This window comes from Arthrobacter sp. SRS-W-1-2016 (assembly GCF_002009585.1).
In the GTDB taxonomy this organism is placed as follows: domain Bacteria; phylum Actinomycetota; class Actinomycetes; order Actinomycetales; family Micrococcaceae; genus Arthrobacter; species Arthrobacter bambusae_A.
Genome location: NZ_MTPV01000039.1, coordinates 79,215 through 102,797 on the forward strand (window position 1 = coordinate 79,215; position 23,583 = coordinate 102,797).

The following is a 23,583-nucleotide window of genomic DNA, read 5'->3' on the forward strand; positions in this document are numbered from 1 at the left end:
TGGGCACATGCAGGTGAACTCTGAACAAATCCCGGTGACGGACAGCGATAGCGACCCGACGGCGGAGGCTGCCCGGCACGCAAGTGCCAGGAACGGCTCCACGGTTGCCGCCAGCGTCGGGCAACGGAACGGCGACGCTGAAAAGGCTGCTGCCCTCCGTCGGATGAAATCCGTGGCGCTGGCGCTCCTGATTGTCATGGCGGTGGTTTTCACGGCCGCTTTCGCCCTGCAGAAGCAGTATCCGTGGCTGGAATATGTGCGGGCAGCTGCCGAGGGCGGCATGGTGGGAGCGCTGGCCGACTGGTTCGCCGTCACCGCCCTGTTCAAGTACCCCATGGGCTTGAAAATCCCGCACACGGCCATCATCCCGCGGCGGAAGGACCAGATCGGCGCTTCGCTTGGCGAATTCGTCGAGACCAACTTCCTGTCCGAGCAGGTGGTCCAGGAGAAGCTCGCGAGCGTGGACATCGCCCGGAAAGCCGGGACGTGGCTCGCATCCCCCGGCGGTCCGGAGCGGATTGCCAAGGAAGGTTCAGCACTGATCCGCGGCGCGTTCACCGTGTTGAACGACGACGACGTGCAGGCAGTGATCGAGGGCATGGTCCGCAAGCACTTGCTCACTCCGCCCTGGGGACCGCCCGTGGGCCGGATGGCCGAACGGATCTTTGCCGACGGCCACCACCACAAGCTCGTGGATCTTCTGGTTGACCGGGCGGCGGATTGGGTGGAAGCGAACCACTCCACGGTGAACCGGCTCGTGTCCGACCGTTCGCCCCTCTGGGTTCCGTCCTTCGTGGACGACATCGTGGGCGACAGGGTCTACAACGAAATCGCCAAGTTCATCCGGGCTGTGCAGCAGGATCCCGATCACCAAGTGCGCCAATCGATCGATACTTACCTCGGGGATCTGGCCCAGGATCTCCAGCACGATCCTGCAATGATTGCCCGTGCCGAGACAATCAAGACCCAGGTCCTCGGTGATCCCGAGGTCCGCGAGCTCGCCTCCCGCACGTGGGGAACCATCAAAGACGCGCTGCTCACCGCCGTCGACGATCCCGACAGCGAACTGACACAGCGTTTCAAGAGCGCCGTCCGGGACTTCGGTTTGCGGCTTGTCAACGATGACGAACTGGCGGGCAAGGTCAATGCCTGGATAGGTGATGCTGCGGGGTACCTCGTCAAAACGTACCGATCCGACATCGCGGGCGTCATTACGGATACCGTCGCGCGATGGGATGCCGAGGAAACCTCGCAAAAGATCGAACTCCAGGTCGGTAAGGACCTGCAGTACATCCGGATCAACGGCACGGTGGTGGGGTCGCTGGCCGGTCTCGCGATCTTCGCAGTGGCGCACTTGGTGTTCGGCTGACGCGGGTACCCGTGCGGGCATCGGTACCGGCGGGCTGAAGGGGACATGCCCGTCCCTGCCCCTGAGCATTGGACATAATCCGAACATGTCCACTCCACGTACCCAGGAACGCGCATGTCCAACGCGGCGTGGGCACGAACAAGGGACATGTCCACTCCTCGCAGCCAAGAAGGGGCATGTCCAGTGATGGGGATCCTCAGCCCAGGAAACGGATGCGCTGGCCGGGGCGGGCTTGGCCTAACAAGTCCAGGTCCGTGCGACGCACCACCGCAATCACGGGGTAGCCACCCGTCACGGGATGGTCTGCCAGGAATACCGTGGGAAGGCCCGACGGCGGCACTTGCAGAGCGCCGAGCACCATGCCTTCGCTGGGCAGTTCTTCGAGCCGGGTCTGGGTGAGCGGACGGCCCACCAGCCGGGCACCGATCCTGTTCGAATCAGGCGACAGGGTCCATTCCTGGCTGACAAGGCGGCGCCAGGAGTCGAGGTCGAACCAGTCAGCACGGGGGCCCCGATCCACGCGGGCCGTGATGGCGCGCCCCGGATCAGGAGCGCGGCGGATAGCAGGGAGGACATGTGCATTGCCGCGGGTTCCAGCCTCGGCTCCAGCCCCCGCCCCGGCTCCGGAGCTCGGGCCGTTGCCAGCGGAAGCCCGCCCGATTCCCAACTGCGCACCCGAGGTCAACGGCGCGGGGCCTTCACCGGAGAGCATGTCCGTGCTGCTTGAACCGAGGAGCGTGGGCACGTCGATGCCGCCTTGTACTGCCAGGTAATACCGCAGTCCGAACAGCGGCGAACCGAAATCAAGCACGGCGCCCGGAGCCACCCGGACGGCTTGGTTCAGCGCAATCTCGGCACCGTTGAGGGTCACAATCCCCTCGGCGCCTGTTACCGCAATGGTCGACGCCGTGACGAACCGCAGGCGAAGGCCGCCCAGCAATGTTTCCAGCCCGGCCGCTTCCGCCGGGTTCCCCACGAGCAGATTGGCAAGGCGAAGGGATTGCCGGTCCAGGGCGCCGGAGGGGCTCAGCCCCAGCGAGGCCCAGCCCTGCCTGCCGAGGTCTTCCACCAAGGTGAGGGGGCCAGGGTTCACCACGACAATCCCCATCAGGCCTCCACGAACCGGACCAGGTCGCCCGGCCGGATCAGCGCGGGCTCGGGCTTGGACGCGTCCCACAGTGCCGCCGTCGTGGTTCCAATCAGCTGCCAACCGCCCGGGGAGGATCGCGGGTAGACTCCGCTGAATTCACCGGCGAGGCCAACAGAGCCAGCCGGCACGGCGGTGCGTGGAGTGTTCCGACGCGGGACGCGGAGCCGCTCATGGGTCGTGACCAGGTACACGAAGCCGGGCGCAAAGCCGGAAAACGCGGCCGTCCACTCCGAGCTCGAGTGGAGCTTGACCACGTCGGCCTCGCCCATGCCCAGGAACTGCGCCGTTTCGGCAAGGTCCGGGCCACCGTAAGAGACCTCGATGGTCACTTCGCGGCCCGAAGCTGCAACGTCGTATGCCGGTTCTGCGGACTCCAGCCAGTCGCGGACCTCCGAAGGACGGATCGTTTCGGGATCGAAGGTGACCAGGACAGTGCGGGCGGCGGGCACGACGTCGATGATCCCCTCCGGCGCTGAAACGCCGGCCGATGTGCCGGCCCGGGTCAGCCCGCGGTAGTACGCGACGACGGCGGTCAGTTCCGGCAATTCCACCAAGAAGGCGCTGTCGCCGCAGGGCAAAAGCTCCCGGTCAGGCGAAGGATTCAATCTCCACACCAGCTTCCTCGAGGCCGGCGCGCACCGCCGCAGCCAGCTCGACAGCGCCCGGGGTGTCACCGTGGATGCACAACGAATCGGGCTTCACGCGCACCAATGTGCCGTCCACCGCCAGCACCTCGCCCCGCACGGCAAAGCGCACGGCCCGCTCGACGACTGCGGCGGCGTCGTGCACCACCGCGCCGTCCTGCGAGCGCGGCACCAGCGTTCCGTCCGGCATGTAGCCGCGGTCCACGAAAGCCTCCCGGAACACCGGGTGCCCGGATTCTTCGGCGAGCCGCAATAATGCCGAGCCCGGCAGGCCAAGGACGGGAAGCCCGGGATCGTAGGCGTGAATTGCGGCCACCACGGCTTCGGCCTGCTCGACGTCGTTGACGATCCGGTTGTACAGGGCACCGTGCGGTTTGACGTAGTCCACGGAGGCGCCCACCGCGTGGGCCATGCCGTCCAGGGCACCGAGCTGGTAAAGGACGTCGCCGAAGAGCTCATCGAAGGACATGTCCATCGATCGGCGCCCGAAGCCGTGAAGGTCCCGGTAGCCCACGTGGGCGCCCACCCGGACGTCGAGTTCGAAGGCGGCCCGGCAACTGTCCAGCATGGTCACCGGATCTCCGGCGTGGAAGCCGCAGGCAACGTTGGCGCTGCTGACAATCCGGAACATTGACGCGTCGTTCCCCATGGTCCAGGAGCCGAACGACTCCCCCGAATCAGCGTTGAGATCCACTATTTTCCGCCTTCCAGCGCGTTCTGGCGGGCGGCTGGGAGCAACTCGCCCGGGATGATGTCCGGCATGGGACCGAATGCTTCCCTCGCCGAGGCCGCTACGGCACGCCCCATGACGCGGTTTCCGACGCCGCCCACCACGGCCCCGACGCCGAAAGGCAAGGCCCGGCCGAGGAAAGCGGCACCTTGGCGCTGGACGAGCCGCTTGAGGAAGGCGCGCTGGATGGCGTCGCGAATGGCGCCGAATCCTCCGCCCGGCACCTTCTTGGTGAGGGTCTTGCCCCAGGCCTGCGTGACGCCTTTGCCCTTGCCGAGCGATTGTCCGCTCAGGGCGCCCAGCAGGGCGGTGCCTTCCTCCCCGAGCATGATGGCCATGACCATGGTTCGTGCACGGTCCGGATCGGTCAGGCGGATGCCGTGGAGTTCGGCCAGGGAAGCGGCATACAGCGCGGTTCCTTCCAGGAAGCCGACCGTGGCCACCGCGGACAGTCCCAGCGAGGCTGCGGTGCCGATCCCGGGCACGACGGCGGTTGCCCCGACCGCGGCACCCCCACCGGTGACTGCGCGGAGGTAGTCGCGCTCCAGTTTCGCGGCCAACTGGGCCGCCGTGGCCTGCGGGTGTTTGCGCTGCAGGCGTCGCAGGTTGGCCAGGACAAGGGGACGCTGGACTTCGACGGCGCGAAGCAGCACGTTGTGGACACCGGGCTTGGCTTTGCCGCTGGCGTCGAACATGGCGTTGTGCGCGGTTTCCTGCGCAATCTTTACTGCCGGGTTGGGTCGTTTTGCCATTCTTCACCTCTGCATTCAGCCGTTGGATTCGTTCGGTAGTTCCTTGGCCTAGCCTAGGCCACACGCCTCGTCCCCGGCGTAGACTTTAAGGCGTTCGCGGGAACAGTCCAACGAAGGACAGGAAGTATCCGGAATGAACAAAGCAGCAGAGACCAACGACGTCCGCCACCACAGTGACGCCCCTGCCGAAGGGGAAACCGAGGGCTGGGTGCCCCACGATACGGGCCTTCACAGCCAGGAACCCGCCGAAGGGCCGGATACCGACGACGCCCCCGCAAAATAGCGTTCAGCCGGCGAAATCGGGGGGCCGAAAGTGGCTTCGCACGGAGTACTCGTCTCTCCGGGGGATACCCAACCGGGGCAATTATTGGCGCGCGTCCTCGAGGAACTGCGCGCTTTGGAGAAGCACGACGCCGCGAGCTTCCGCACCGTCCGCCGCAGGATTTCCGCGGAAATCGCCACGATGGACGCCGCCGTCGTCTTCAATCTCGCCGAAGGGCTTGTGCGAGCCGGCTTTGCCTGGGAGGGATGGGAATTCATCAATGCCCATCAGGCGGCTTTCGCCGAGCTGACGCCAGCCCGGCTTGAACACTTGGGAGAAGGCATCACTACTTGGGGGCAGGCCGATGCTTTTGCGACCGTCTTGGTGGGACCCGCGTGGCGCGAAGGGCTCATCCCGGACACCGTTGTCGACCGCTGGGCACGGAGCCCGGACCATTGGTGGCGGCGCATTGCGCTTGTCTCCACGACAGTCCTGAACACGAGGTCACGGTGGGGAACGGGCGACACACAGCGGACGCTCGGCGTCGTCGGGATCTTGATCAATGATCGCGACGACACCGTGGTCAAGGCAGTCAGTTGGGCGCTGCGGTCCTTGGTGCCGTGGGATCCGCGCGCCGTCCGGACCTTCCTGGAAATGCATGAGACCGAGCTTGCCGCGCGTGTGAAGCGCGAGGTGCGGACCAAGTTGGAGACTGGACTGAAATCACGCCGGCGCAGCGTTCATGGCACCGATCTTTCCAAGTGAAGCATCCGCTGTTCCGGCACCCGAGGAAGTGGCGCCATGCACATAGCCTTCATTTGTTTGCCTGCCGCGGGACACGTGAACCCGACCTTGCCAGTGGTCGCAGAGCTGGTCCGCAGAGGCCACCGGGTCACGTACGCCACGTCGGCGAAGTACGCGAAGGCCGTTGAATCCGCCGGCGCCGCGTTCTTTCCGAGTGGAGAGGACCTGGCGGCCTTCCTCCCGCCGCGCGAGCGTTCCGCAGAGGGTGGCCCGGCGCCGGTCGAGGGGGCTCCGGCACCTTCGCCGATGACGGGAATGTTCGCGGGAATGCCGTCCGGAATGATGTCGGGACTGCTCGAGCGGATCCTCAAGGGCGCCAGGGAGGAGTTCCCGGCCCTGCTGGCCCGGCTGGCCCAGGACCCGCCGGACGGGGTGGCTTACGACGCCATGACGCTCTCCGGGAAGATGGCTGCCGCGAAGTTGGCCTTGCCCGATATTGCGTTGCTTCCGAGCTACGCCACCAATGAACATTTCTCGATGCGGGACCTCATGCCGGGCCCGCCGCCGCCAGGCATGGTGGAGGCCTGGAAACAGGTCGGCCAAAAGATCCATGATTTCGCCGCGGAGCATGGCGTGGGCCATCTGCAATTCATGGGAGGCCCGCCTGCGTCGTTGAACATCTCCTTCATCCCAAGGGAATTCCAGCCCTCGGGAGAGACTTTCGATGCCAGGTTCCACTTCGTGGGCCCTTGCCTTGGCTTGCGAGGCAACGAGGAGGCCTGGCAACCCCGGGTGAAGGACAGTCCACTGTTGTTCGTCTCTCTGGGCACAACCCCGTTGAATGACCGCCCGGATTTCTTCAGGATGTGCCTGGAAGGATTCGCGGGCACCGAGTGGCAAGTTGCCATGGCAATCGGAGAGCGCGTCGAGGAGTCGGAGCTGGGAGACATCCCGGAGAACTTTGAGGTACGGCCCTTCTTTCCGCAGCTGGAAGTCCTGCCGCACGCTTCCGCCTTCCTTTCCCACACCGGGATGAACTCGACCATGGAGGCTCTCTATTTCGGGGTGCCGTTGGTGGCCTTCCCGCTGCAGCCTGAGCAAGGAGCCAATGCGCGCTGCGTGGAGGACCTTGGACTCGGGCGGCGGCTCCGGCTGGAGGCGCTCTCCCCGCAGCTGATCCGCGACACGGTCCTTGACGTCAGCGGCGACCAGGCGATCAGGGGCAACCTTGAGGGGATGAGCGCACGCGTCCGCGGCTCCGGGGGAGCTTCCGCAGCCGCCGACGCGATTGAGGACTTCCTGCGCGGCCCCGCCATCGGCCTTCCGGTGCCGCCACATGCTGGGTAGCGTGTAGCTTGCATCCGCTGCTGAGTAACTGTCGTTCTGAGCGCCCAGAACGACAGTTACTCAGCAGTCGATGGCTTAGGCCCGCGCGCTTCCGATCACGGGAAGTCCCGCCGTCGGGAAGAGGCTCGGGAAGACGGACGGCGCGGGGTGCGGCACGTCGTCGAGGGGCACAGTGACCGTCTCGACGCCGACGACGAGCCGCTCGCCGCGCACGCTGACCTCCAAAGGTTCCCTACCGGCGTCGGGCGCTGAACCTGCATCCGGAACCAGCGCAAGGCTGATGGTCCCCGGGCGCAGCCCGACGGACAAGAGCCGCCCGCGGATTTTGAGCCGGAAGGACAGGCTGTCCCACTCGGCCGGCAGCCGCGGATCGAAGTGCGGGACGTGGCCTTGGTCCCGCATGCCCGCGAACCCGCACACCAGGGAACTCCAGATGCCGCCGGTGGACGCGATGTGCACGCCGTCAACGGTGTTGTTGTGGGTGTTGTCCAGGTCGATGAACAAGGCCTCGGTGAAGTGCTTGAGCGCGATGTCGGAGTAGCCCACCTCGGCCGCCATGATGCCTTGGACACAAGCGGACAAGGTGGAGTCGCCGGTGGTGATGGGATCGTAGAAGTCGAACGCGCGCTGCTTTTCCTCAGCCGTGAAGTCCTGCCACTGCAGGAACATCGCCAACACCGTGTCCGCCTGCTTGAGGACTTGGTGCCGGTAGATCACCAGCGGGTGGAAGTTAAGCAGCAGCGGGTACTTGGAGCGCGGCGTGGACCAATCCCACGGCTCCAGGGTCATGAAGTCGTTGTCCTGGCTGTAGATCTCCATGTCCGGATCGTAGGGAAGGGACATGCGCGCGGCGGCTTGTTGCCACACCATCCGCTCGGTATCCGGGACGTCCGGGTGTTCCAGTGCCGCGGCGGCCCGCAGGTTAAAGCGGGCCATGACGTTGGTGTAAAGGTTGTCGTTGACCACGGCCGTGTATTCATCCGGGCCGGTGACGCCGTGAATGTGGAATAGGCCGTCCTTGCCGAAGAAGCCCAGCGACGCCCACATCCGCGCTGTTTCGATCAACAGGTCGGCGCCCACTTCGGCGCGGAAGCTCGCGTCGCCGCTGGCCCACTGGTAGCGGTTGGCGGCGAAGGAGATGGCTGCGGCGATGTGGAACTGCGCCGTGCCGGCGGCGTAGTAGGCGCTGGCCTCGAGGCCGTTGATGGTGCGCCACGGGAACAGCGCACCGTCCACGCTGAGTTCCTTGGCCCGGATCCGGGCGTCCGGAAGCATCGCATGGCGGGATTCCAGTACCTGGCGGGCCGCGGCCGGGTTGGTGTACGTCAGGTACGGCAGCAGGTACACCTCCTGGTCCCAGAAGTAGTGGCCCTCATAGCCTGAGCCGCTGACACCCTTCGCCGGGATGCCGGCGACGCCGGCGCGCGCGGTGGCCTGGGCGAGCTGGAACAGGCTCCAGCGAACGGCCTGCTGCTGTTCGGGCTGGCCACCAATGGTGATGTCCGCGGTGGACCAGTAATCGCGGTAGTGCGCCGCACCTTCGGCCAGGAGCGCGTCGAACGGCACCAGTCCCAATTCCGCGTCCGACGCAAGGATCTCGCCAGGGTCCGCTGCGCTTGCATCGGCGCTGTTCACGACGTAGCTCACGCTCTTCTCCAAGCGGAACGTCTCGCCCTCATTCACGGCCATGACGTAGCGGACAGTGGACTCGTCCTCCCCGACCACGGTCTCGAAAGGCTGGCCTTCGGCGGAAATCCAGTGATCCACGGCCATGCCGATGCGCTGCCTGGATTCTGCGGTCTCCCAAGCCATGCGCAGGGATCCGTCGGAGCCCTGGAGGTGAAGCGGGAGCAACACCCTGCCTGCGTGGCGGCCGGAACGCCGCGGATCGTGGGCCGAGTGGTCCTCCACAGGCTGGTCCTGCCGATTGATCACCAAGGAGGTGACGTCGGCGGAAACCAGGCGGTCTGCGATGAGGCTCAGCTCGATGCCCAGGGAACCCCTGGAATCGATCCCGACGGCGCGGCGCTCCACCGTGGTGACAATGGCGCCTGAACGGCACTCCCACGTCACGGCGCATTCGTACACGCCCGTGGCGAAGTCGATGCTGCGGCGGTAATTCTGCACTGCGGACTCGGTGAGGCTCAGCTGCTCGCCGTCGATGACGATGTTGAAGTTGTTGGCATCCGGAACATAGACGATCCGTTGTCCCGTGCGGGCGAAGCCATAAGCGTTCTCGGCGTGCTTGATGTCCCACGTTTCGTGGAAACCGTTGATGAACGTGCCGGGGAGTTCAGCGTCCGCCCCCGCCCAATGGGCGCCGCGGATGCCCAGGTGGCCGTTGCCGAGGCTGAAAAGGGTTTCAAGCGTACCGGCATCGCCGGGAACGTGGATGCTCTCCACGAGCTTCCACGGTTCGCAGGGGAAGCGCAGCCGGTCGGAGCTGATGAGTGCCATGGACTGTTGGGTTCCTTCTGTTTCTGGTGAAACGGCTTGGTTAGAGAAGATCGTCGAGGTCGTCGACCACGAATGTCGCTCCGGCGTCGAGCAGGGTCTGGTGACCCGCCCCCCGGTCCACCCCGATCACTGCGCGGAAGTTCCCGGCGCTGCCGGCCTGCACACCGGACACTGCGTCCTCGACGACGACGCAGCCCTCGGCGGGCACGTCCAGCAACTCGGCCGCGTAACGGAACGTGGCCGGATCCGGCTTGCCGGGGAGCCCGACGGCGGCAGCAACCTGGCCGTCGACCACCACCGGGAAGTAGCCATCCAGTCCCGCCGCCTTCAGGACAGCGGGCGCGTTGCGGGAAGAGGATACGACGGCGAGCTTGAGTCCCAGCTCCAGTGCGGCGTGGATGAAACGGACAGAGCCCGCGTAGGGCTCCACCCCGCGCGAATCCACGATCTCGTTGAAGATCCGGTTCTTGCGGTTGCCCAGGCCCTGCACGCTGGTGTTGGCGGGATCGTCGTCGGTGGGTCCTTCCGGCAACGTGATGCCACGGGACGTGAGGAAATCCCGGACACCATCGAAGCGCGGCTTGCCGTCGATGTGGTCGAAGTAGTCGCTCTCCTGGTAACCGTCCGGATGGCCGGCTTCGGCCAGGTATCCGTCGAAGAGTTCCTGCCAAGCCTGCTCATGCACGACGGCGGTTGGCGTCAGCACGCCGTCGAGGTCGAAAAGGAGCGCGGTAGCGCCCGTCCAGGCGGTCTTCTGGGTGGCTCGGGTATCAGTCATGGTGGCGAGTGGTCCGTTCAGCGCTGGCGGCGCGTGGTTTTGCGTTCAATGAGTTTCGTGTCAAGGAAATGGTGGGAGGGTTCGTTGGGGGCGTCGGCGTTCTGGAGCCGCTCCACCAGGAGGTTGGCGGCGAAGGCACCTTGATCCGCTACTGGCTGCGCCACCGTGCTCAGGCCAAGGAACCAGCTCATGGGGTGGTCATCGATTCCGATCACGGAGACATTCTTCGGTGCGGACAATCCATGCTCGCGCATGGCCATGAGGGCCCCGAAAGCCGCCTCGTCGCAGTCCGCGAACACAGCCGTCGGAAGGCTTCGGTGGGCAATCAGTTCATTCATGGCTTTGCGTCCGCCGTCGATCGTGGAGTCCGAGTTGATGACCAAGTCCGGATGAACGGTCAGGTGATGGTCTTTCAATGCGCGGCCGAATCCCTTGAGCCTGTCGCTGGCCGTCAATACCGAGTTCTCTCGCGTTTCGCGGCCGGACAGCACCGCCAGATCCCAATGGCCCAGCCCCAGCAGGTGTGACGTGGCCTGCCAAGCCGCGAGTTCGTCGTCGATCCCTACGTTGTCCCACGGTACGGAAGTCATCCCCACGCTCGCAACTGCAAGGCCCGACGCGGCCAGGAGGGCAACCTCGGATTCGCTCAAATCGACGTTGAGGAGCAGCACTCCGTCCACGCGCTGGGACAGCCCAAGGAGATCGCCGAAGATCTTCAGCTTGACGCTCGACTTGCCCCGCAGGCTGATCAGGACGGTGTCGAAACCGCTGTCCCCGAAGACTTCCTCGGCCGCTTCGACGGCCTGGGCGAAGAACCAGGCCGTGGCTGTGGGGGCGATGATGGCGATGGAGCCGGTACTTCCGCCGGCCAACCGGGCTGCCGCGGAGGATGCCTTGTAGCCGAGCTTGGCGGCGGCGTCGGCCACTTTCGCTTGGGCTTTTTCGGACACGTTCGGCAGGTTCCGCAGAGCGCGTGAAACGGTGCATATTGACAGGCCCGAGAGGACGGCAACGTCCTGGATTGTCACGCGGTGAGCCTTAACCATTCAACACGGCCTCAACCCTTTCATCTTCTGTCTTCGACGGCACATCCTTGCACCGCCGAAGAAGAGTGTAAGCGCTTACAATTTTGGCAATCAAGAGTTGTTTTCCGGCACCCCGGAATGTGACGCAGGCCTCACTTCAGCGAAGGACGTAAAACCGCAGAAAAGCGCTGACATCCGCCATTTCCCGGGCCTCGATCCGATGGCCCATGCCGGGGTAGGTTCTCGCGGTGAGAGCCATGTTCTTGTTGAGCCATTCCTCGGTGTGCTCGATGGCGTCCCTGAAGATCACCGGATCCGCTTTGTCCCTCCCCCAAAAGAACGGCGGCGGGGAATCGAAGGACTCGCTGAGCGCCAGAAGGTCGTTTTCCAACACGAATCCGGAGAGCCCCACAGTCGCCTTGAAGCCATCCGGACGGAGCCGCAGGAGCGTGCTGGCCATGGCCATGCCCTGGGAATAGCCCAGGAGGCTGACGCTGCTGTGATTGCGCTTGACCGACTCAATCCAGGCGAACACCTTGTTGGTGGCGGTGACGACGTCCGCAAAGTCGTTGGCCAGGAAGTAGTCCAGCAGGAACCAGCCGTACTGGTCGCCGATCGGCATCGGCCCACGAAGCGCGGCGCAGGTGAATTCTTCCGGGATCTGCGGAAAGAGATTCACCATTCGCTGCTCGTCCGTGCCGTATCCGTGCATCATCACGAGGAGCGGCGTCCCGGCACGTTCGTTTTCCGGCTTGGACCAGACGACTGTTTCCATGGGCCACAGCTTAGTGGGGCCGGGACGGTGGCCGTCGTCGTGGCCGCCGTCGTCGTCGCCGTCGTCGAAATCGCCGGAACGGTGCCCGGTCGCCGAAACGCTCGGGCGAGCCGGCACCGTTCCGGCGAGCTCGCGCTCATTTCATCGCGAGTTCAACCATCACGATCCATGCAAGCGGCTGGTGAACACCCACTTCAGTCCACTGTCGGGCCACGTCGACGCCCCGGAGAACTACCACACCCTGACATGGACCTTGGAGCCTGAAGACGGGATGACCAGGCTGACTTTGGCGCAGGACAACAACGCGAGCCCGGGGGGAGCCGCGCATTCGAAGGGCATACGGGACAGGCACTTGGCAAGCGTCAAAGAAATGTCTGAGCGCAGCTAGCCGAGTCGCTTAAGGCTCGAAGTGCAAGACGGGCGTTTCGTTCGTCAAGGACTGGAGAAGGGATTCCGCAACATCCCTCAGTTTCTGGTTCCTGCCGTTTGAGGCCTTGGTCAGAATCCTAAAGGCCTCCTCCTGGCTGCACTTGTTCTGGCCCATGATGACGCCGGTTGCCAGATCGATGGCGGTCCGCGAACGCATGGCCTGCTCGAGGTCCTCGGCACGTTGTTGCCTGGCGCCGATCCGAACCGCGAGCCGCAGGGCCTTCTCTGCCTGGCTTGCGAACTGCTCGCAGCTGCGGATGGAGGCCTCATCGAAGGCATCGCCCTGGGGGGCGAAAAGGTTGATCGCCGCCGTCGCGCCTTCTTCCAGGCCCAAAGGCACGCAAAGCACGGCCAAGTGCCCGCGCTCCGCAATGGTGGCGCAGTATTCAGGCCACCGCGAGTCGGTGGAGGTGTCGGAAACGAGTACCGACTTCCGGGTTCTCATCGCTTCCAGGCACGGCCCGTCTCCGTAGGCTTGCTGCACTTCGTCAATGAGGCGGGCTTCGTGGCTGCTTCCTGCAACCGTCATGGACCGCCGACGCCGGCTCAACGTGATCCCGCACAGGACATCCTGGCGGCGCGCAGCGGACACCGACGAGGCCGTGAATACCGCAAGGTCTTCGAGGAAGCTGCCGACGTCTTCGCTGTCGATGACCAAATCCTGGAGTTGACCGACTACGGAGGCATTCAGGCCCATTTCGTCCATGGCTCAGTCTACGAGCAGCGGGCCGGAAATGGAGGAAAAAGAGCGCCCCAAAACAACGTCCACCACTTGGACAAAATCCCCGACGGTCTTGCGCACCGGAGATGCGCAGTGCAGAATTCTTCTACAGTCCGTGCAGAATTCCGGACAGGGCCGAACTCTTCGGCCTGTTTTCGCTCAAGCAGCCGGGCGCCATGTCACTCAATGTGAAGGTGCTGCCTGATGAACAAATGCCTGTTACCGGTACGGGGCTAGTCGGTGTCGACCATCTCCGAATCCGCGATTCCTCATGAACCGCATCACCCAGGGGCCTCTCCCCTTTGGTGTGGCGGTTGTGGAACAGACAAGCACCTGATCATCGAATCAATCCAGGCCCAGGCTCCAAGGTTCTCCCAAGTGATTGCCGTGTTCTACACGTGCACTTCTTGCGGGTCTTCCTACAGCCACGCGGCCACCGTCCAGCAGGCGGGGGCCATCCTGAATCGTCGGGGGATTCAGGATGGTCTCCTGGAGTTTGGAAGCCACTATTTCCACTGCAGCGAACCCCTCCGTGAAGTGAAAACCGCACAGCGGCGCTTCGGAGTACCGCAGACGGGCAGGCCCCGATCGCGCAGCTCGCCCTCCGAAGCCCTTCTCCCCACCAAGGTCTTGAGATGCAGTTGCGGATTCGAGTTGGAAATACCTGCTTAGCCACGACTTGCAGCATTACCCGAAGGAAGCACCATGAAGCTAGAAAGCGCACAACAGCGACGACCCGAAGACGACTCCCGGCAAGATTCGGATGAGCTCGACCGGAAGCGAAACCAGAACCGATACGAAGCGGATTCCTCCACCCAGTCCCGCTTGCCCGACCCTCCCGACCCGGACAACCTCCCTATCGACTACCCCGCCGTTCGGGAGATCGAGTGGCCGTAGGGAACCCTCCGGTCCGGCGCTAGGGCGGTCAGCCCCAATTCCGACTACCCCCTTCCGGGACTAGCCACCCTGCGTCGGACCGGTTAGACGTTGGCGCCGTCGCGCCCGCCCGCGCCCTCCGCCGCGACCGCTCGGCGCCGGATCCGTCGCCTCATCCAAGCAAAACCAACCCCAATCCAAGCCAAAATCTTTGTTTATGTTGTTTTCTGTTGACAGACCAACACGAACAAAGATAGAGTCAAGCAATTCCACATCATGTGATCGCAGTCACTGATGTACCTGGAGCTTGTACGCAATGGAGGGTATGTGTTTGCCGAGGAGCGCCAACAGCTGATCTCCGAGCTCGTCGCCGAGCGTGGACGGGTCAGCGTCACTGACCTCGCGGATCGGTTCAGCATCACCACGGAGACTGTCCGCCGTGACCTTGCTGCCCTCGAATCCGCCGGCAACCTTCGCCGCGTGCACGGCGGTGCAGTCCCGTCGGACCGCCTCAGCACCCGAGAGGAGAGCGTGGTTGAGCGGGCCATCCAGCGCCAACCGGAAAAGGTCCGGATCGCCGAGGCCGCCCTCGCGCTCATCCCCGAGAACGCAGCCGGCAGCATCCTGATCGATGCCGGCTCCACCACGGAAGCCCTCGCCCGCCTGCTGGACCAGCGCACCGCGCTGCGCTCCGCCTCTTCCAACGGGAACGGCCCGCGGGAAGAACTGGTGGTTATCACCCACGCCATTCCCATCGCCGGACAGCTCTCCGGAAACCCGCACATCGCGCTCCAGATCCTGGGTGGCCGCGTCCGCGGGCTCACCCAGGCCGCCGTCGGGCAGTCCACGGTCGAGGCCGCTTCCCGGCTCCGCCCGGACATCGCCTTCGTCGGCGCCAATGGTATCCACGCCACGTTCGGGCTCAGCACCCCTGACCCCGAAGAAGCCGCCGTCAAGGCCGCCTTCGTCACGTCCGCACGGCGCGTCGTCGTCCTCGCGGATTCCTCCAAGCTGGACGCGGAAACCCTCATCCAGTTCGCCGCCCTTAAAGATGTGGACACCGTGATTACTGACCACGAACCCTCAGAAGAGCTCTCCGCCGCATTGGCGGAGGCCGGCGTCGACGTGGTGATCGCATGATCGTCACCCTGACCGCCAACCCTAGCCTTGACCGCACCGTCGAACTCCCTGCGCCTCTGGCCCGGGGCGAGGTGCAGCGCGCCGTCGCTGTCCACCAACACTCGGGCGGCAAGGGCGTCAACGTCTCCCGGGCGCTGGTCGCCTCGGGCTTGGACACCGTTGCTGTCCTGCCGGGCGGAGACTCCGATCCCGTCCTCGCCGGACTGCTCGACGACGGCGTCCCCTACGCAGCGCTTCCCATCAGCGAGCCGCTGCGCAGCAATGTGACCCTCACGGAACCGGACGGCATCACCACCAAGATCAACGAACCCGGCCCGGAGTTGAGCCTGGACGAGCAGGAAGCCCTGATCGGGCTGCTGCTGGACCGCTCCCGTGGCGCGAGCTGGGTGGTACTGGCCGGATCGCTCCCACCAGGAGTTCCGGCGGATTTCTACGCCACGGTCGCCCGCCGGCTCCGCTCCACGTACGACGATCTTGCAAATGGCGGACCGCCGCTTATAGCAATTGACTCCTCCGGGGCTCCGCTGATTGCCGCCATCACCGCCGATTCACTCGGCAACATCAATGGCAAGCCCGATCTCTTGAAGCCCAATGCGGAAGAACTGGCCGAACTGGCCGCCGCAGCCGGCCTCACAGACGTCCACACGGCTGACGAACTGGAGGCGGACCCCGGCCTTGCCGCCAGGGCCGCCGCCGCCGTCGTCGGCAGCGGTGTGGGTGCAGTACTCGCAACACTCGGTTCGAAGGGCGCCGTCCTGGTAACCGCCGACGGCGCGTGGCTCGCCACGCATCCGCCGATCCAAGCCGTCAGCACAGTTGGTGCCGGCGATTCATCCCTTGCTGGCTATCTGCTGGCCGCCACCAAAGGCGGAACCTCGCAGGACTGCCTCCGTCAGGCTGTGGCACATGGTGCCGCCGCTGCTTCGCTGCCGGGCTCCACTGTCCCGGCAGTCCACCAAACAACTCCCGACGCCGTAACCATCACGGCCCTTCAGAAGGACTAACAGTGACCCAGCTCATCACCCCCCAACTGGTCTCCCTTGACCAGAACCTCGGCGATTCCCCCGCCGATGTCATCCGCTTCCTGGCGGGCAAAGTTGCCGCAGCAGGGCGCGCCTCCGAGGTTGAAGGGCTCTTCGCGGACGCCTTCGCCCGCGAGCAGAAGACTGCCACGGGCGTACCCGGCGGCATCGCCATCCCGCACTGCCGCTCCGTTGCCGTAACGGAGCCCGCCCTGGCAATGGCCCGCCTCTCGAACAAGGTGGACTTCGGCGCCAAGGACGGCCCCGCGGACATCATCTTCTTCATCGCCGCCCCGGAAGGAGCAGACCAGGAGCACCTGAAGTTGCTCTCAAAGCTGGCCCGTTCCCTCATCAAGAAGGACTTCACAGCGGCGCTGCGCGCGGCTGCCACCGGGCAGGACATCGTCGACCTGGTTGAAGGCGCCCTGGCCGACAAGCCGGCTGCGCATGCTGCAGGTTCGGCGGCACCCGCTGCCGAGGCCGCCCCGGCGTCGGCCGGCGCCGCTTCGTCGACTGGACCGAAGCGCATCGTCGCCGTCACGGCGTGCCCCACCGGCATCGCCCACACCTACATGGCTGCCGACTCCCTCGTGGCCGCGGCCAAGGAAATGGGCGTCGACCTTCAGGTGGAAACCCAGGGCTCGGGCGGATTCACCGCGCTGGACCCGTCGGTCATCGCTGCCGCAGACGCCGTGATCTTCGCGGTTGACGTCGATGTCCGCGGCAAGGAGCGCTTCGCCGGCAAGCCTGTCATCAACGCGCCCGTGAAGCGCGGCATTGACGAGCCGGCCAAGATGGTCCAGGAAGCCCTCGCCGCCGCGACCGACCCGCACGCCCACCGTGTCCCGCATTTCGGCGCCGAAGAGAGCGCCGAGCAGGCGTCGGAGGCTGCGAGCGAGCACCTCGGCACCAAGGTCAAGAAGGTCCTTCTGACCGGCGTCAGCTACATGATCCCGTTCGTCGCCGGTGGCGGCCTGCTCATTGCCTTGGGCTTCCTCCTGGCGGGTTACGACATTGCCTTGGGAACGAAGGCCAATGACATCCTGACCCACAACACGCTGCTCAATCTTCCCAACGGTAACCTTGCGCTCTACTTGGGAACGGTGGCCTTCAAGATCGGTGGGCTGTCCCTTGGCTTCCTGGTCCCTGCCCTGGCAGGTTACATTGCCTTCGGCATCGCCGACCGGCCCGGCATTGCGCCTGGTTTCGTGGCCGGCGCTGTTGCCGGCTTCATGGGCGCAGGCTTCCTGGGCGGCTTGGTGGGCGGTTTGCTGGCCGGCCTGACCGCGCACTGGATCGGCACGTTCAGGGTTCCGCGCTGGTTGCGCGGCCTCATGCCTGTAGTGATCATCCCGCTGCTGGCATCGATCGTTGCTTCCGGCTTGATGTTCCTGGTTCTCGGCGGTCCCATCGCGTGGGTCACCTTGCAGCTCAACACGTGGCTGACCGGCATGACCGGCGCGTCCGCCGTCGTTCTCGGCATCATCCTCGGCCTCATGATGTGCTTCGACCTCGGTGGCCCCGTCAACAAGGTTGCCTACTCCTTCGCCGTCGCCGGACTGGGTGCCGGTAGCCTGGCCAACCCTGCACCGCTCCAGATCATGGCTGCGGTCATGGCCGCCGGCATGGTTCCACCGCTCGCCATGGCACTGGCCACGACGCTCAACAAGAAGGGCTTCAGCCTGGCCGAGCGCGAGAACGGCAAGGCCGCCTGGCTGCTGGGCGCGTCCTTCATCTCCGAAGGCGCCATCCCGTTCGCCGCTGCCGACCCGTTCCGCGTCATCCCCGCCAGCATGGTGGGCGGCGCCGTAACCGGTGCGCTGTGCATGGCGACGGGCGTGACTTCGCAAGCCCCTCACGGTGGCATCTTCGTCTTCTTCGCGATCGGAAACCTGGCCATGTTCGTCATCTCGATCATCGTCGGCATGGTTATCACCGCCCTGGTCCTCCTCGCGCTGAAGCGTTGGGCAGTCCGGAAGCCGGTTGAGGCAGAGCAGGTTCCTGTTCCGGTCGCAGCCTGAACAACCCGCCAATCAGCAAGTAGAGGACAAATCCATGCAGACCTTTTCAGGAGTAGGCGTTGCCCCCGGGCGTGTTCTGGGGCCGGTGCGGCAGATGCCGAAGCCGGTTCAAGAGCCCCACGAGAACGTCAATATTCCTGCGGACGTTACCGTCGAATCGCAGGGCCAGCGCATCAAGGATGCCGCCAAGGCCGTGCAGGCGGAACTCCGTGCCCGGGCCGCGACGGCGTCCGGCGAAGGCAAAGAGGTCCTGGAAGCAACAGCCCTGATGGCCGCCGATCCCATGCTGGTGAAATCGGCCATCAGGCTCCTCTCCCCCGAGGCCCCGGGCGGCGCACGCACCGCCGAACGGGCCATCTGGGAGGCAGCTGCCACGGTTGCCGATTCGTTGAAGGCCCTCGGCGGCTACATGGCGGAGCGCGTCGCGGATGTCCTTGACGTCCGCGCGCGCATCGTCTCTGAACTGCGCGGACTGCCCGCGCCGGGCATTCCGGCGTCGGACCTTCCGTTCATCCTCGCGGCCGAGGACCTCGCCCCGGCGGACACCGCAACCCTGGACCCCGCCAAGGTGATCGCATTGATCACCTCAAGCGGCGGCCCGCAGTCCCACACCGCGATCCTGGCCCGCGCCCTCGGCCTGCCCGCGATCGTCGCCGCCCCGGGTGTCGACGAGATCGGGGACGGCACCGAGGTCTACCTCGACGGTGCTGCCGGCACCATCACGGTTGACCCCGGCGAGGAACTCCGCCTGGCCGCCAAGGCTTGGGCCACCCAGGCATCCACCGTTGCCGCCTTCAGCGGGAGCAACGCCATGGCCGACGGGTTCCGGGTTCCGCTGCTCGCCAACGTCGGCACGGGTGCCGACGCGGTCAAAGCCGCCGACGCCGGTGCCGAGGGCGTCGGTCTCTTGCGCACCGAATTCTGTTTCCTGGATCGCGACGACGAACCCGCCGTTGAGGAGCAGATCGCCGCCTACGGCGCAGTCTTCGCCGCGTTCCCGGGCAAGAAGGTGGTGGTCCGGACCCTCGACGCCGGAGCGGACAAGCCGCTGCCGTTCCTCACCAACGCGGACGAGCCGAACCCTGCGCTAGGCGTCCGTGGCTACCGCACCGACCTCACGTCCCCCGGCGTGCTTGAACGCCAACTCGCCGCGATCGCCGCGGCAGAGGCCGCCAACCAGGCCGAAGTGTGGGTCATGGCCCCGATGATCTCCACCGCCGAGGAAGCCGCGCATTTCGCAGCCCTCTGCTCCGCCGCCGGATTGAAGACTCCCGGCGTCATGGTGGAGGTCCCCTCGGCTGCCCTGACTGCCGCTTCCGTGCTGCGCGAAGTCAGCTTCGCCTCGCTCGGAACCAACGACCTCACCCAATACGCAATGGCCGCCGACCGCCAACTCGGCCCGCTAGCCACACTCAACGACCCCTGGCAGCCGGCCGTGCTTCAGCTCGTGAAGTTGACCGCCGACGGAGCTGCTGCCGCCAGCGCGGGTGGGGCTGCCCGGCCCGTGGGAGTGTGCGGCGAGGCAGCCGCGGACCCGGCCCTCGCCGTCGTACTCGTTGGACTGGGCGTCGCTACGCTCTCGATGAGTGCACGCGCTCTTGCCGCCGTTTCCGCCGTCCTGGCAACCGTCACTGTGTCGCAGGCCCAAAAGCTCGCGACGGCGGCGCTGGCCGCACCGAGTGCATCCGCCGCGCGGCAAGCCGTTCGCGCCCAGCTGCCTATCCTGGACGAGCTGGGTCTCTAGACTCTTCCCAAGCCCACAATCGAAGGAGCAACAATGTCCGAACGTACCGCCACCATCGCCAGCCGCGTCGGCCTGCACGCCCGCCCGGCAGCCATCTTCGCCGAAGCCGCCGGCGAGCTGGACATCGAGGTCACGATCGCCCGCGAAGGCGAGCCCGCCGACGACGCCATGGACGCCGCCAGCATCCTCTCCCTCATGAGCCTCGGAGCGTCATTCGGGGACGTCGTCGTCCTGCGCGCCGAAGGTGCCGGGGCCGACGAAGCCCTGGACCGCCTCGTGAAGATCCTCGAAACGGACCACGACGCCGAGTAACCCACTGAGCATGCTCTCCGTTGGCACTCGGGGACGGACATATTCCTACTATGTCCATCCCTCGTAGCCAACGGAGAGCATGCTCCTTTGTTTAATCACGGCAATGACGCTGATTCAGGGCAATGACCCAAGATAGGCCGCGATATCCGACTCGCGGGCCTTGAGTTGTTCGAGGTCACCGGCCAGGAATCCCTCCACGAGGCGCGGATCGACGTAGGCCGCGCGGGCCACTGTTGGAGTGTTGCCGAGAAGTTCCGCGGTCTGCTTGATGGCTTCGAGGACCCGCTGGCGGGGCGGCATTTTTGAAGCAGGGCCTGCGAGCGCCATGCCGGCCGCTGCTGTGCCTTTCCAGGTGCGGAAGTCCTTGGCCGTGTAGTCGCCGCCGGTGATCTTGCGAAGGTACTCGTTGACCATCGAGGCATTAAGGGAGACCGGTCCCTCACCCTCATCGAAGACCAGCAGGGATTCCTTGCCGGGTCTGCCTGCCAAAGGCCCCAGGAATCGGGCCAGGACAGGGTCCTCGATGGTCGAATCCCAGGTTTGACCGCTTTTCCCGGGGAAATTCAGGGAAACCGTATCCTCGTTGACCTGCACGTGCTTGCACCTCAGCGTGGTGAGCCCGTATGAGCCGTTGCGGCGCGTGTAGCCATCGGAACCAACGCGCAACGCGCCGCGATCCATGAGCCGCACGGCCGCGGCCAAGGTTTTGGTCTTCTCCGAAGGCGACTCCCGCAGGTGCCGGGAGACCAGGCGGCGTGCCTGCGGCAGGAGGGCTCCAAGCCGCGCAGCCCGGGCGAACTTTTCAGTATCTTGGCGGGCGCGCCACTCCGGGTGGTAGATGTATTGGCTCCGGCCGGCGTCGTCCACTCCCATTGCCTGGATATGTCCGTTCTCGAACGGACATATCCAGACGTCCGCCCACGCGGGCGGGATCGCCAGCGCGTCAAGGCGCTGGCGATCCACACCCGCGACAAGTGATCCGTCCGGGCGGTGGTAGCTGAATCCGCGGCCGGATCTTCGCCGGGAAATCCCTGGAGTGCCGGGTTTGCTGCGGCGGAGCCGTGGCATGCCTGGCGCCGTACTTCGGTATCCGGTTTCCTAGGCTTCCTGTGGGTCTGCCACGGACGCACTCGCTGACATGATCTCGGCACTGATCATCCAGGCGAGCTGCTCCAAACGGGCGATGAAGGCGTGGAGAAGGTCCGCCGTCGTGGGGTCTTCTTCGTCTACTTCGTCGTGGACATCACGCATCGTCTGGACGGTCCGCTCAAGGCGGTCGGTGATGAGCTGCACGGCATCCTTGGTCTTCGTCAATCCCGCCGGGAATTGCTCCAGCCGGGTTGAGGCAGCGACGGTACTGCTCCGGCCGTCCGGAAGGGCATGGAGCGCACGCATCCTTTCGGCGGTTTCGTCGGCGAACTCCCGGGCGGCTGCGACGAGTTCGTCAAGTTGCAGATGCAGGTCCCGGAAATTGGCCCCGACGATGTTCCAATGGGCCTGTTTTCCTTGGAGCTGGAGTTCAATCAGATCCGTCAGGACCAGCTGGAGATTATCTGCCAGGGTTTGCGATGCTTTCACGTTTTCTCCTCCTAGACGACCGTCCGATGCGAGCGCCGGGAACCGACGCACGACCTTGGGTTTAGCCTACGACCAAACCCAAAAGTCTTTGTAAGTGTACTTAGTACTTGATTTGATAAGCGTGCTTAGTAGTACGATGGATGCAGTCGATGTCGGTTCGTACCGGACGAATATTCCGGGAAACGAGTGGCATCCGCTGTAACAAGACCTCGCATGGGGTCTGGGGGCCTGGTGGGGAACAACAGTTCGCAAGCGAACTGACAACCGAATACATCGCAAGGGGCCCGGGCGCTTGCCAGCGGTCCCGCTGAAGTAAGGAATGTGTCATTGTGAACACTCTTCTGATCATTGCAGGCGTTGTGGCAATCGTTCTTCTGCTCGTCGGAGGTTTCTCGCAGGCCGTGAGCTGGCTCCTCTGGGTCGGCGTGGTCCTGCTGATCGTCGCGGCTATCGGCTGGCTTCTCAGCTTCATGTCCGGCCGAAGGTCGCACGGCGTCTGACCGACCACGACATTCCGAGACCTGCCCAGCGGCCAGGCCCCACACGTTTGGCGGAACGAAGTAAATCCATTACCAGCAAAAGGAGTACGTCCATGGGTGCAGATGACAAGATCCGAAATGCCGGAGAAAAGCTTGCAGGCAAATCCAAGGAAGCGACTGGAAAGCTGACGGGAAACGAGAAGCTCGAAGCCGAAGGCAAGATGGATCAGAGCAAGAGCAACCTGAAGTCGGCCGGCGAAAAGGTCAAGGACGCTTTCAAGAAGGATTAAATCCGCTCGAAGTGCGGCTTCCGCCTCGCGCGGGAGCCGCACTTCCCGCTTCAAGGAGTTAAGTCGATGCCGACTATCTCTGACCCGATCGTTCCCGACGGCGCGTCTCACCCCCGGGCGGAACGAATCTGGTGCGGCAATTGCCGCACTGCCGAGCACGTGATCATGGATTCCATCGAGCCTCTCAAACCACCAGTGACAGGGCTCGTGGATGTCGCCTACACGTGCGTTGAATGCGATACGTTCTACGCCCATCCTGCGACGTTCCAGGATGTCGCGGCCATCCTGAACCAACGGGGCACGGTGAGAGGCGTGCTGCAGTTCGGCGGCGAATACATTCATTGCGGCGAACCCATGAAAATTTCAGGAACCGGATTCCACAGCGTGTATGCGCCGATGTCCACTGAGGATCCCGCCGTCGACCTTCTCGACGTGTATCTCGCGACAAAGGTGTTGCAGTGCCGCTGCGGGTTCCGGATGGAGCTTCCGTCCTAACCAGGGGCTCGACCGGAGGAGGAACCCATGCCGAACAAGAAAAATCCCAGCCTCAAGGATCCCGAACTCTACGAAACCCTCAGGGAAGATGGCGCCTCGAAGGAAAAGGCCGCGAGGATCTCGAATGCCGCTGCCAAGGAAGGCCGCAAGGAAATCGGCCATCGTGGCGGCGTTTCGGGCGACTATGAGGACTGGACCGTGCCCCAACTAAGGTCGCGCGCCAAGGAACTGGGGCTTACCGGGTACTCAGGCAAGAAAAAAGCCGAGCTGATCTCGGCGCTGCGAAACCACTAGGCCCTCCGAGGGACATGTCCGGTTTTCGTGGGAAGAACCACCCACGCCCACAAGGGACATGCCCTCCGCCCAGAGCCACGAATGGACATAATCGCAATATGTCCGGTCCCCGCTTCGCACAAGGGACATGTGCATAGCTCCCGCGCGGG

General features: G+C 64.8%; 26 protein-coding genes. 15 read left to right on the forward strand and 11 right to left on the reverse strand.

The features are described 5' to 3' along the window. The first annotated feature begins 7 nt into the window (after nt 1-7). A complete protein-coding gene (locus tag BMF89_RS09545) occupies nt 8-1,369 on the forward strand; it encodes a DUF445 family protein (RefSeq protein WP_078106848.1) in 1,362 nt (453 codons plus the stop codon). 196 nt (nt 1,370-1,565) lie between these two features. Here BMF89_RS09545 and BMF89_RS09550 read toward each other — a convergent pair whose 3' ends face one another. The 4 genes from BMF89_RS09550 to BMF89_RS09565 are packed head-to-tail and all read right to left on the reverse strand — an operon-like array spanning nt 1,566 to nt 4,645. Beyond that, the gene (locus tag BMF89_RS09550; protein WP_078106849.1) at nt 1,566-2,477 is read right to left on the reverse strand and encodes a biotin-dependent carboxyltransferase family protein; all 912 of its coding nucleotides are present in this window, start codon (nt 2,475-2,477) and stop codon (nt 1,566-1,568) included. Continuing rightward, nucleotides 2,477-3,070: a 5-oxoprolinase subunit PxpB gene (gene pxpB / locus BMF89_RS09555; protein WP_253190778.1), complete on the reverse strand. Its 594-nt coding sequence runs from the start codon at nt 3,068-3,070 to the stop codon at nt 2,477-2,479. Before pxpB ends, BMF89_RS09550 begins: the two co-directional genes overlap by 1 nt. 37 nt (nt 3,071-3,107) lie before the next feature. Next, a complete protein-coding gene (locus BMF89_RS09560; RefSeq protein WP_078106851.1) occupies nt 3,108-3,857 on the reverse strand; it encodes a 5-oxoprolinase subunit PxpA in 750 nt (249 codons plus the stop codon). Next, on the reverse strand, nt 3,857-4,645 hold the full coding sequence (locus BMF89_RS09565; protein WP_078106852.1) for a hypothetical protein: 789 nt from the start codon (nt 4,643-4,645) through the stop codon (nt 3,857-3,859). Before BMF89_RS09565 ends, BMF89_RS09560 begins: the two co-directional genes overlap by 1 nt. Before the next feature lie 133 nt (nt 4,646-4,778). Between BMF89_RS09565 and BMF89_RS21925 the strand changes: the two genes are divergently transcribed. From BMF89_RS21925 to BMF89_RS09575, 3 genes are read left to right on the forward strand one after another with little or no spacing between them, the layout of a single operon-like run. Beyond that, entirely contained in the window at nt 4,779-4,928 is a 150-nt protein-coding gene (locus tag BMF89_RS21925; RefSeq protein ID WP_171983445.1) for a hypothetical protein, read from the forward strand. 30 nt (nt 4,929-4,958) lie between these two features. Continuing rightward, nucleotides 4,959-5,672 (forward strand): DNA alkylation repair protein, encoded by a 714-nt coding sequence (locus BMF89_RS09570; RefSeq protein WP_139359613.1) that lies wholly within the window; start codon nt 4,959-4,961, stop codon nt 5,670-5,672. Between the two features lie 36 nt (nt 5,673-5,708). Further along, nucleotides 5,709-6,998 (forward strand): macrolide family glycosyltransferase, encoded by a 1,290-nt coding sequence (locus BMF89_RS09575; protein ID WP_078106854.1) that lies wholly within the window; start codon nt 5,709-5,711, stop codon nt 6,996-6,998. A 75-nt stretch (nt 6,999-7,073) separates the two neighbouring features. On the opposite strand, the gene BMF89_RS09580 is transcribed toward BMF89_RS09575, so the two are convergent. The 4 genes from BMF89_RS09580 to BMF89_RS09595 form a co-directional block, all read right to left on the reverse strand. Then, complete coding sequence (locus tag BMF89_RS09580; RefSeq protein WP_078106855.1) at nt 7,074-9,455, reverse strand: glycosyl hydrolase family 65 protein; 2,382 nt, start codon at nt 9,453-9,455, stop codon at nt 7,074-7,076. Nucleotides 9,456-9,495: 40 nt separating this feature from the next. After that, entirely contained in the window at nt 9,496-10,233 is a 738-nt protein-coding gene (locus tag BMF89_RS09585; protein ID WP_078106856.1) for an HAD-IA family hydrolase, read from the reverse strand. A gap of 17 nt (nt 10,234-10,250) precedes the next feature. Further along, on the reverse strand, nt 10,251-11,261 hold the full coding sequence (locus BMF89_RS09590; RefSeq protein ID WP_253190776.1) for a LacI family DNA-binding transcriptional regulator: 1,011 nt from the start codon (nt 11,259-11,261) through the stop codon (nt 10,251-10,253). Nucleotides 11,262-11,415: 154 nt separating this feature from the next. After that, the gene (locus tag BMF89_RS09595) at nt 11,416-12,033 is read right to left on the reverse strand and encodes a phospholipase (protein WP_078106902.1); all 618 of its coding nucleotides are present in this window, start codon (nt 12,031-12,033) and stop codon (nt 11,416-11,418) included. On the opposite strand from BMF89_RS09595, the gene BMF89_RS22165 reads away from it, so the two are divergent. Continuing rightward, nucleotides 12,032-12,421 carry an SRPBCC domain-containing protein gene (locus BMF89_RS22165; RefSeq protein WP_216353807.1) on the forward strand — a complete coding sequence of 130 codons (390 nt, stop codon included), beginning with the start codon at nt 12,032-12,034 and terminating at the stop codon, nt 12,419-12,421. The genes BMF89_RS09595 and BMF89_RS22165 overlap by 2 nt on opposite strands. Nucleotides 12,422-12,430: 9 nt before the next feature. On the opposite strand, the gene BMF89_RS09605 is transcribed toward BMF89_RS22165, so the two are convergent. Beyond that, nucleotides 12,431-13,168, reverse strand: coding sequence for a GAF and ANTAR domain-containing protein (locus BMF89_RS09605; RefSeq protein WP_078106859.1), 738 nt, complete (start codon nt 13,166-13,168; stop codon nt 12,431-12,433). Between the two features lie 720 nt (nt 13,169-13,888). On the opposite strand from BMF89_RS09605, the gene BMF89_RS09615 reads away from it, so the two are divergent. The 6 genes from BMF89_RS09615 (at nt 13,889) to BMF89_RS09640 (ending at nt 20,298) form a co-directional block, all read left to right on the forward strand. After that, on the forward strand, nt 13,889-14,080 hold the full coding sequence (locus BMF89_RS09615) for a hypothetical protein (RefSeq protein WP_078106861.1): 192 nt from the start codon (nt 13,889-13,891) through the stop codon (nt 14,078-14,080). Between the two features lie 306 nt (nt 14,081-14,386). Then, on the forward strand, nt 14,387-15,199 hold the full coding sequence (locus tag BMF89_RS09620) for a DeoR/GlpR family DNA-binding transcription regulator (protein WP_078106862.1): 813 nt from the start codon (nt 14,387-14,389) through the stop codon (nt 15,197-15,199). Continuing rightward, nucleotides 15,196-16,203 carry a hexose kinase gene (locus tag BMF89_RS09625; RefSeq protein ID WP_078106863.1) on the forward strand — a complete coding sequence of 336 codons (1,008 nt, stop codon included), beginning with the start codon at nt 15,196-15,198 and terminating at the stop codon, nt 16,201-16,203. The genes BMF89_RS09620 and BMF89_RS09625 overlap by 4 nt, the downstream gene beginning before the upstream one ends. Nucleotides 16,204-16,205: 2 nt before the next feature. Continuing rightward, nucleotides 16,206-18,242, forward strand: coding sequence for a fructose-specific PTS transporter subunit EIIC (locus tag BMF89_RS09630; RefSeq protein ID WP_078106864.1), 2,037 nt, complete (start codon nt 16,206-16,208; stop codon nt 18,240-18,242). A gap of 34 nt (nt 18,243-18,276) precedes the next feature. Further along, nucleotides 18,277-19,986, forward strand: a complete 1,710-nt coding sequence (gene ptsP / locus BMF89_RS09635) for a phosphoenolpyruvate--protein phosphotransferase (protein ID WP_078106865.1) — start codon at nt 18,277-18,279, stop codon at nt 19,984-19,986. 33 nt (nt 19,987-20,019) lie between these two features. Beyond that, nucleotides 20,020-20,298, forward strand: coding sequence for an HPr family phosphocarrier protein (locus BMF89_RS09640; RefSeq protein WP_059388405.1), 279 nt, complete (start codon nt 20,020-20,022; stop codon nt 20,296-20,298). Nucleotides 20,299-20,412: 114 nt separating this feature from the next. On the opposite strand, the gene BMF89_RS09645 is transcribed toward BMF89_RS09640, so the two are convergent. Further along, entirely contained in the window at nt 20,413-21,366 is a 954-nt protein-coding gene (locus BMF89_RS09645) for a DNA topoisomerase IB (RefSeq protein ID WP_078106866.1), read from the reverse strand. A gap of 30 nt (nt 21,367-21,396) precedes the next feature. Further along, nucleotides 21,397-21,876 carry a DNA starvation/stationary phase protection protein gene (locus BMF89_RS09650; RefSeq protein ID WP_078106867.1) on the reverse strand — a complete coding sequence of 160 codons (480 nt, stop codon included), beginning with the start codon at nt 21,874-21,876 and terminating at the stop codon, nt 21,397-21,399. A 329-nt stretch (nt 21,877-22,205) separates the two neighbouring features. Here BMF89_RS09650 and BMF89_RS21590 point away from each other — a divergent pair, with 329 nt between their 5' ends. The 4 genes from BMF89_RS21590 (at nt 22,206) to BMF89_RS09665 (ending at nt 23,434) form a co-directional block, all read left to right on the forward strand. Then, nucleotides 22,206-22,376, forward strand: coding sequence for a DUF2207 domain-containing protein (locus BMF89_RS21590; protein WP_139359614.1), 171 nt, complete (start codon nt 22,206-22,208; stop codon nt 22,374-22,376). A gap of 92 nt (nt 22,377-22,468) precedes the next feature. Then, nucleotides 22,469-22,645, forward strand: coding sequence for a CsbD family protein (locus BMF89_RS09655; protein WP_078106868.1), 177 nt, complete (start codon nt 22,469-22,471; stop codon nt 22,643-22,645). Nucleotides 22,646-22,711: 66 nt separating this feature from the next. Beyond that, nucleotides 22,712-23,140 carry a hypothetical protein gene (locus BMF89_RS09660; RefSeq protein ID WP_078106869.1) on the forward strand — a complete coding sequence of 143 codons (429 nt, stop codon included), beginning with the start codon at nt 22,712-22,714 and terminating at the stop codon, nt 23,138-23,140. 27 nt (nt 23,141-23,167) lie between these two features. Beyond that, on the forward strand, nt 23,168-23,434 hold the full coding sequence (locus BMF89_RS09665; RefSeq protein ID WP_078106870.1) for a Rho termination factor N-terminal domain-containing protein: 267 nt from the start codon (nt 23,168-23,170) through the stop codon (nt 23,432-23,434). The last annotated feature ends 149 nt before the right edge of the window (nt 23,435-23,583 follow it).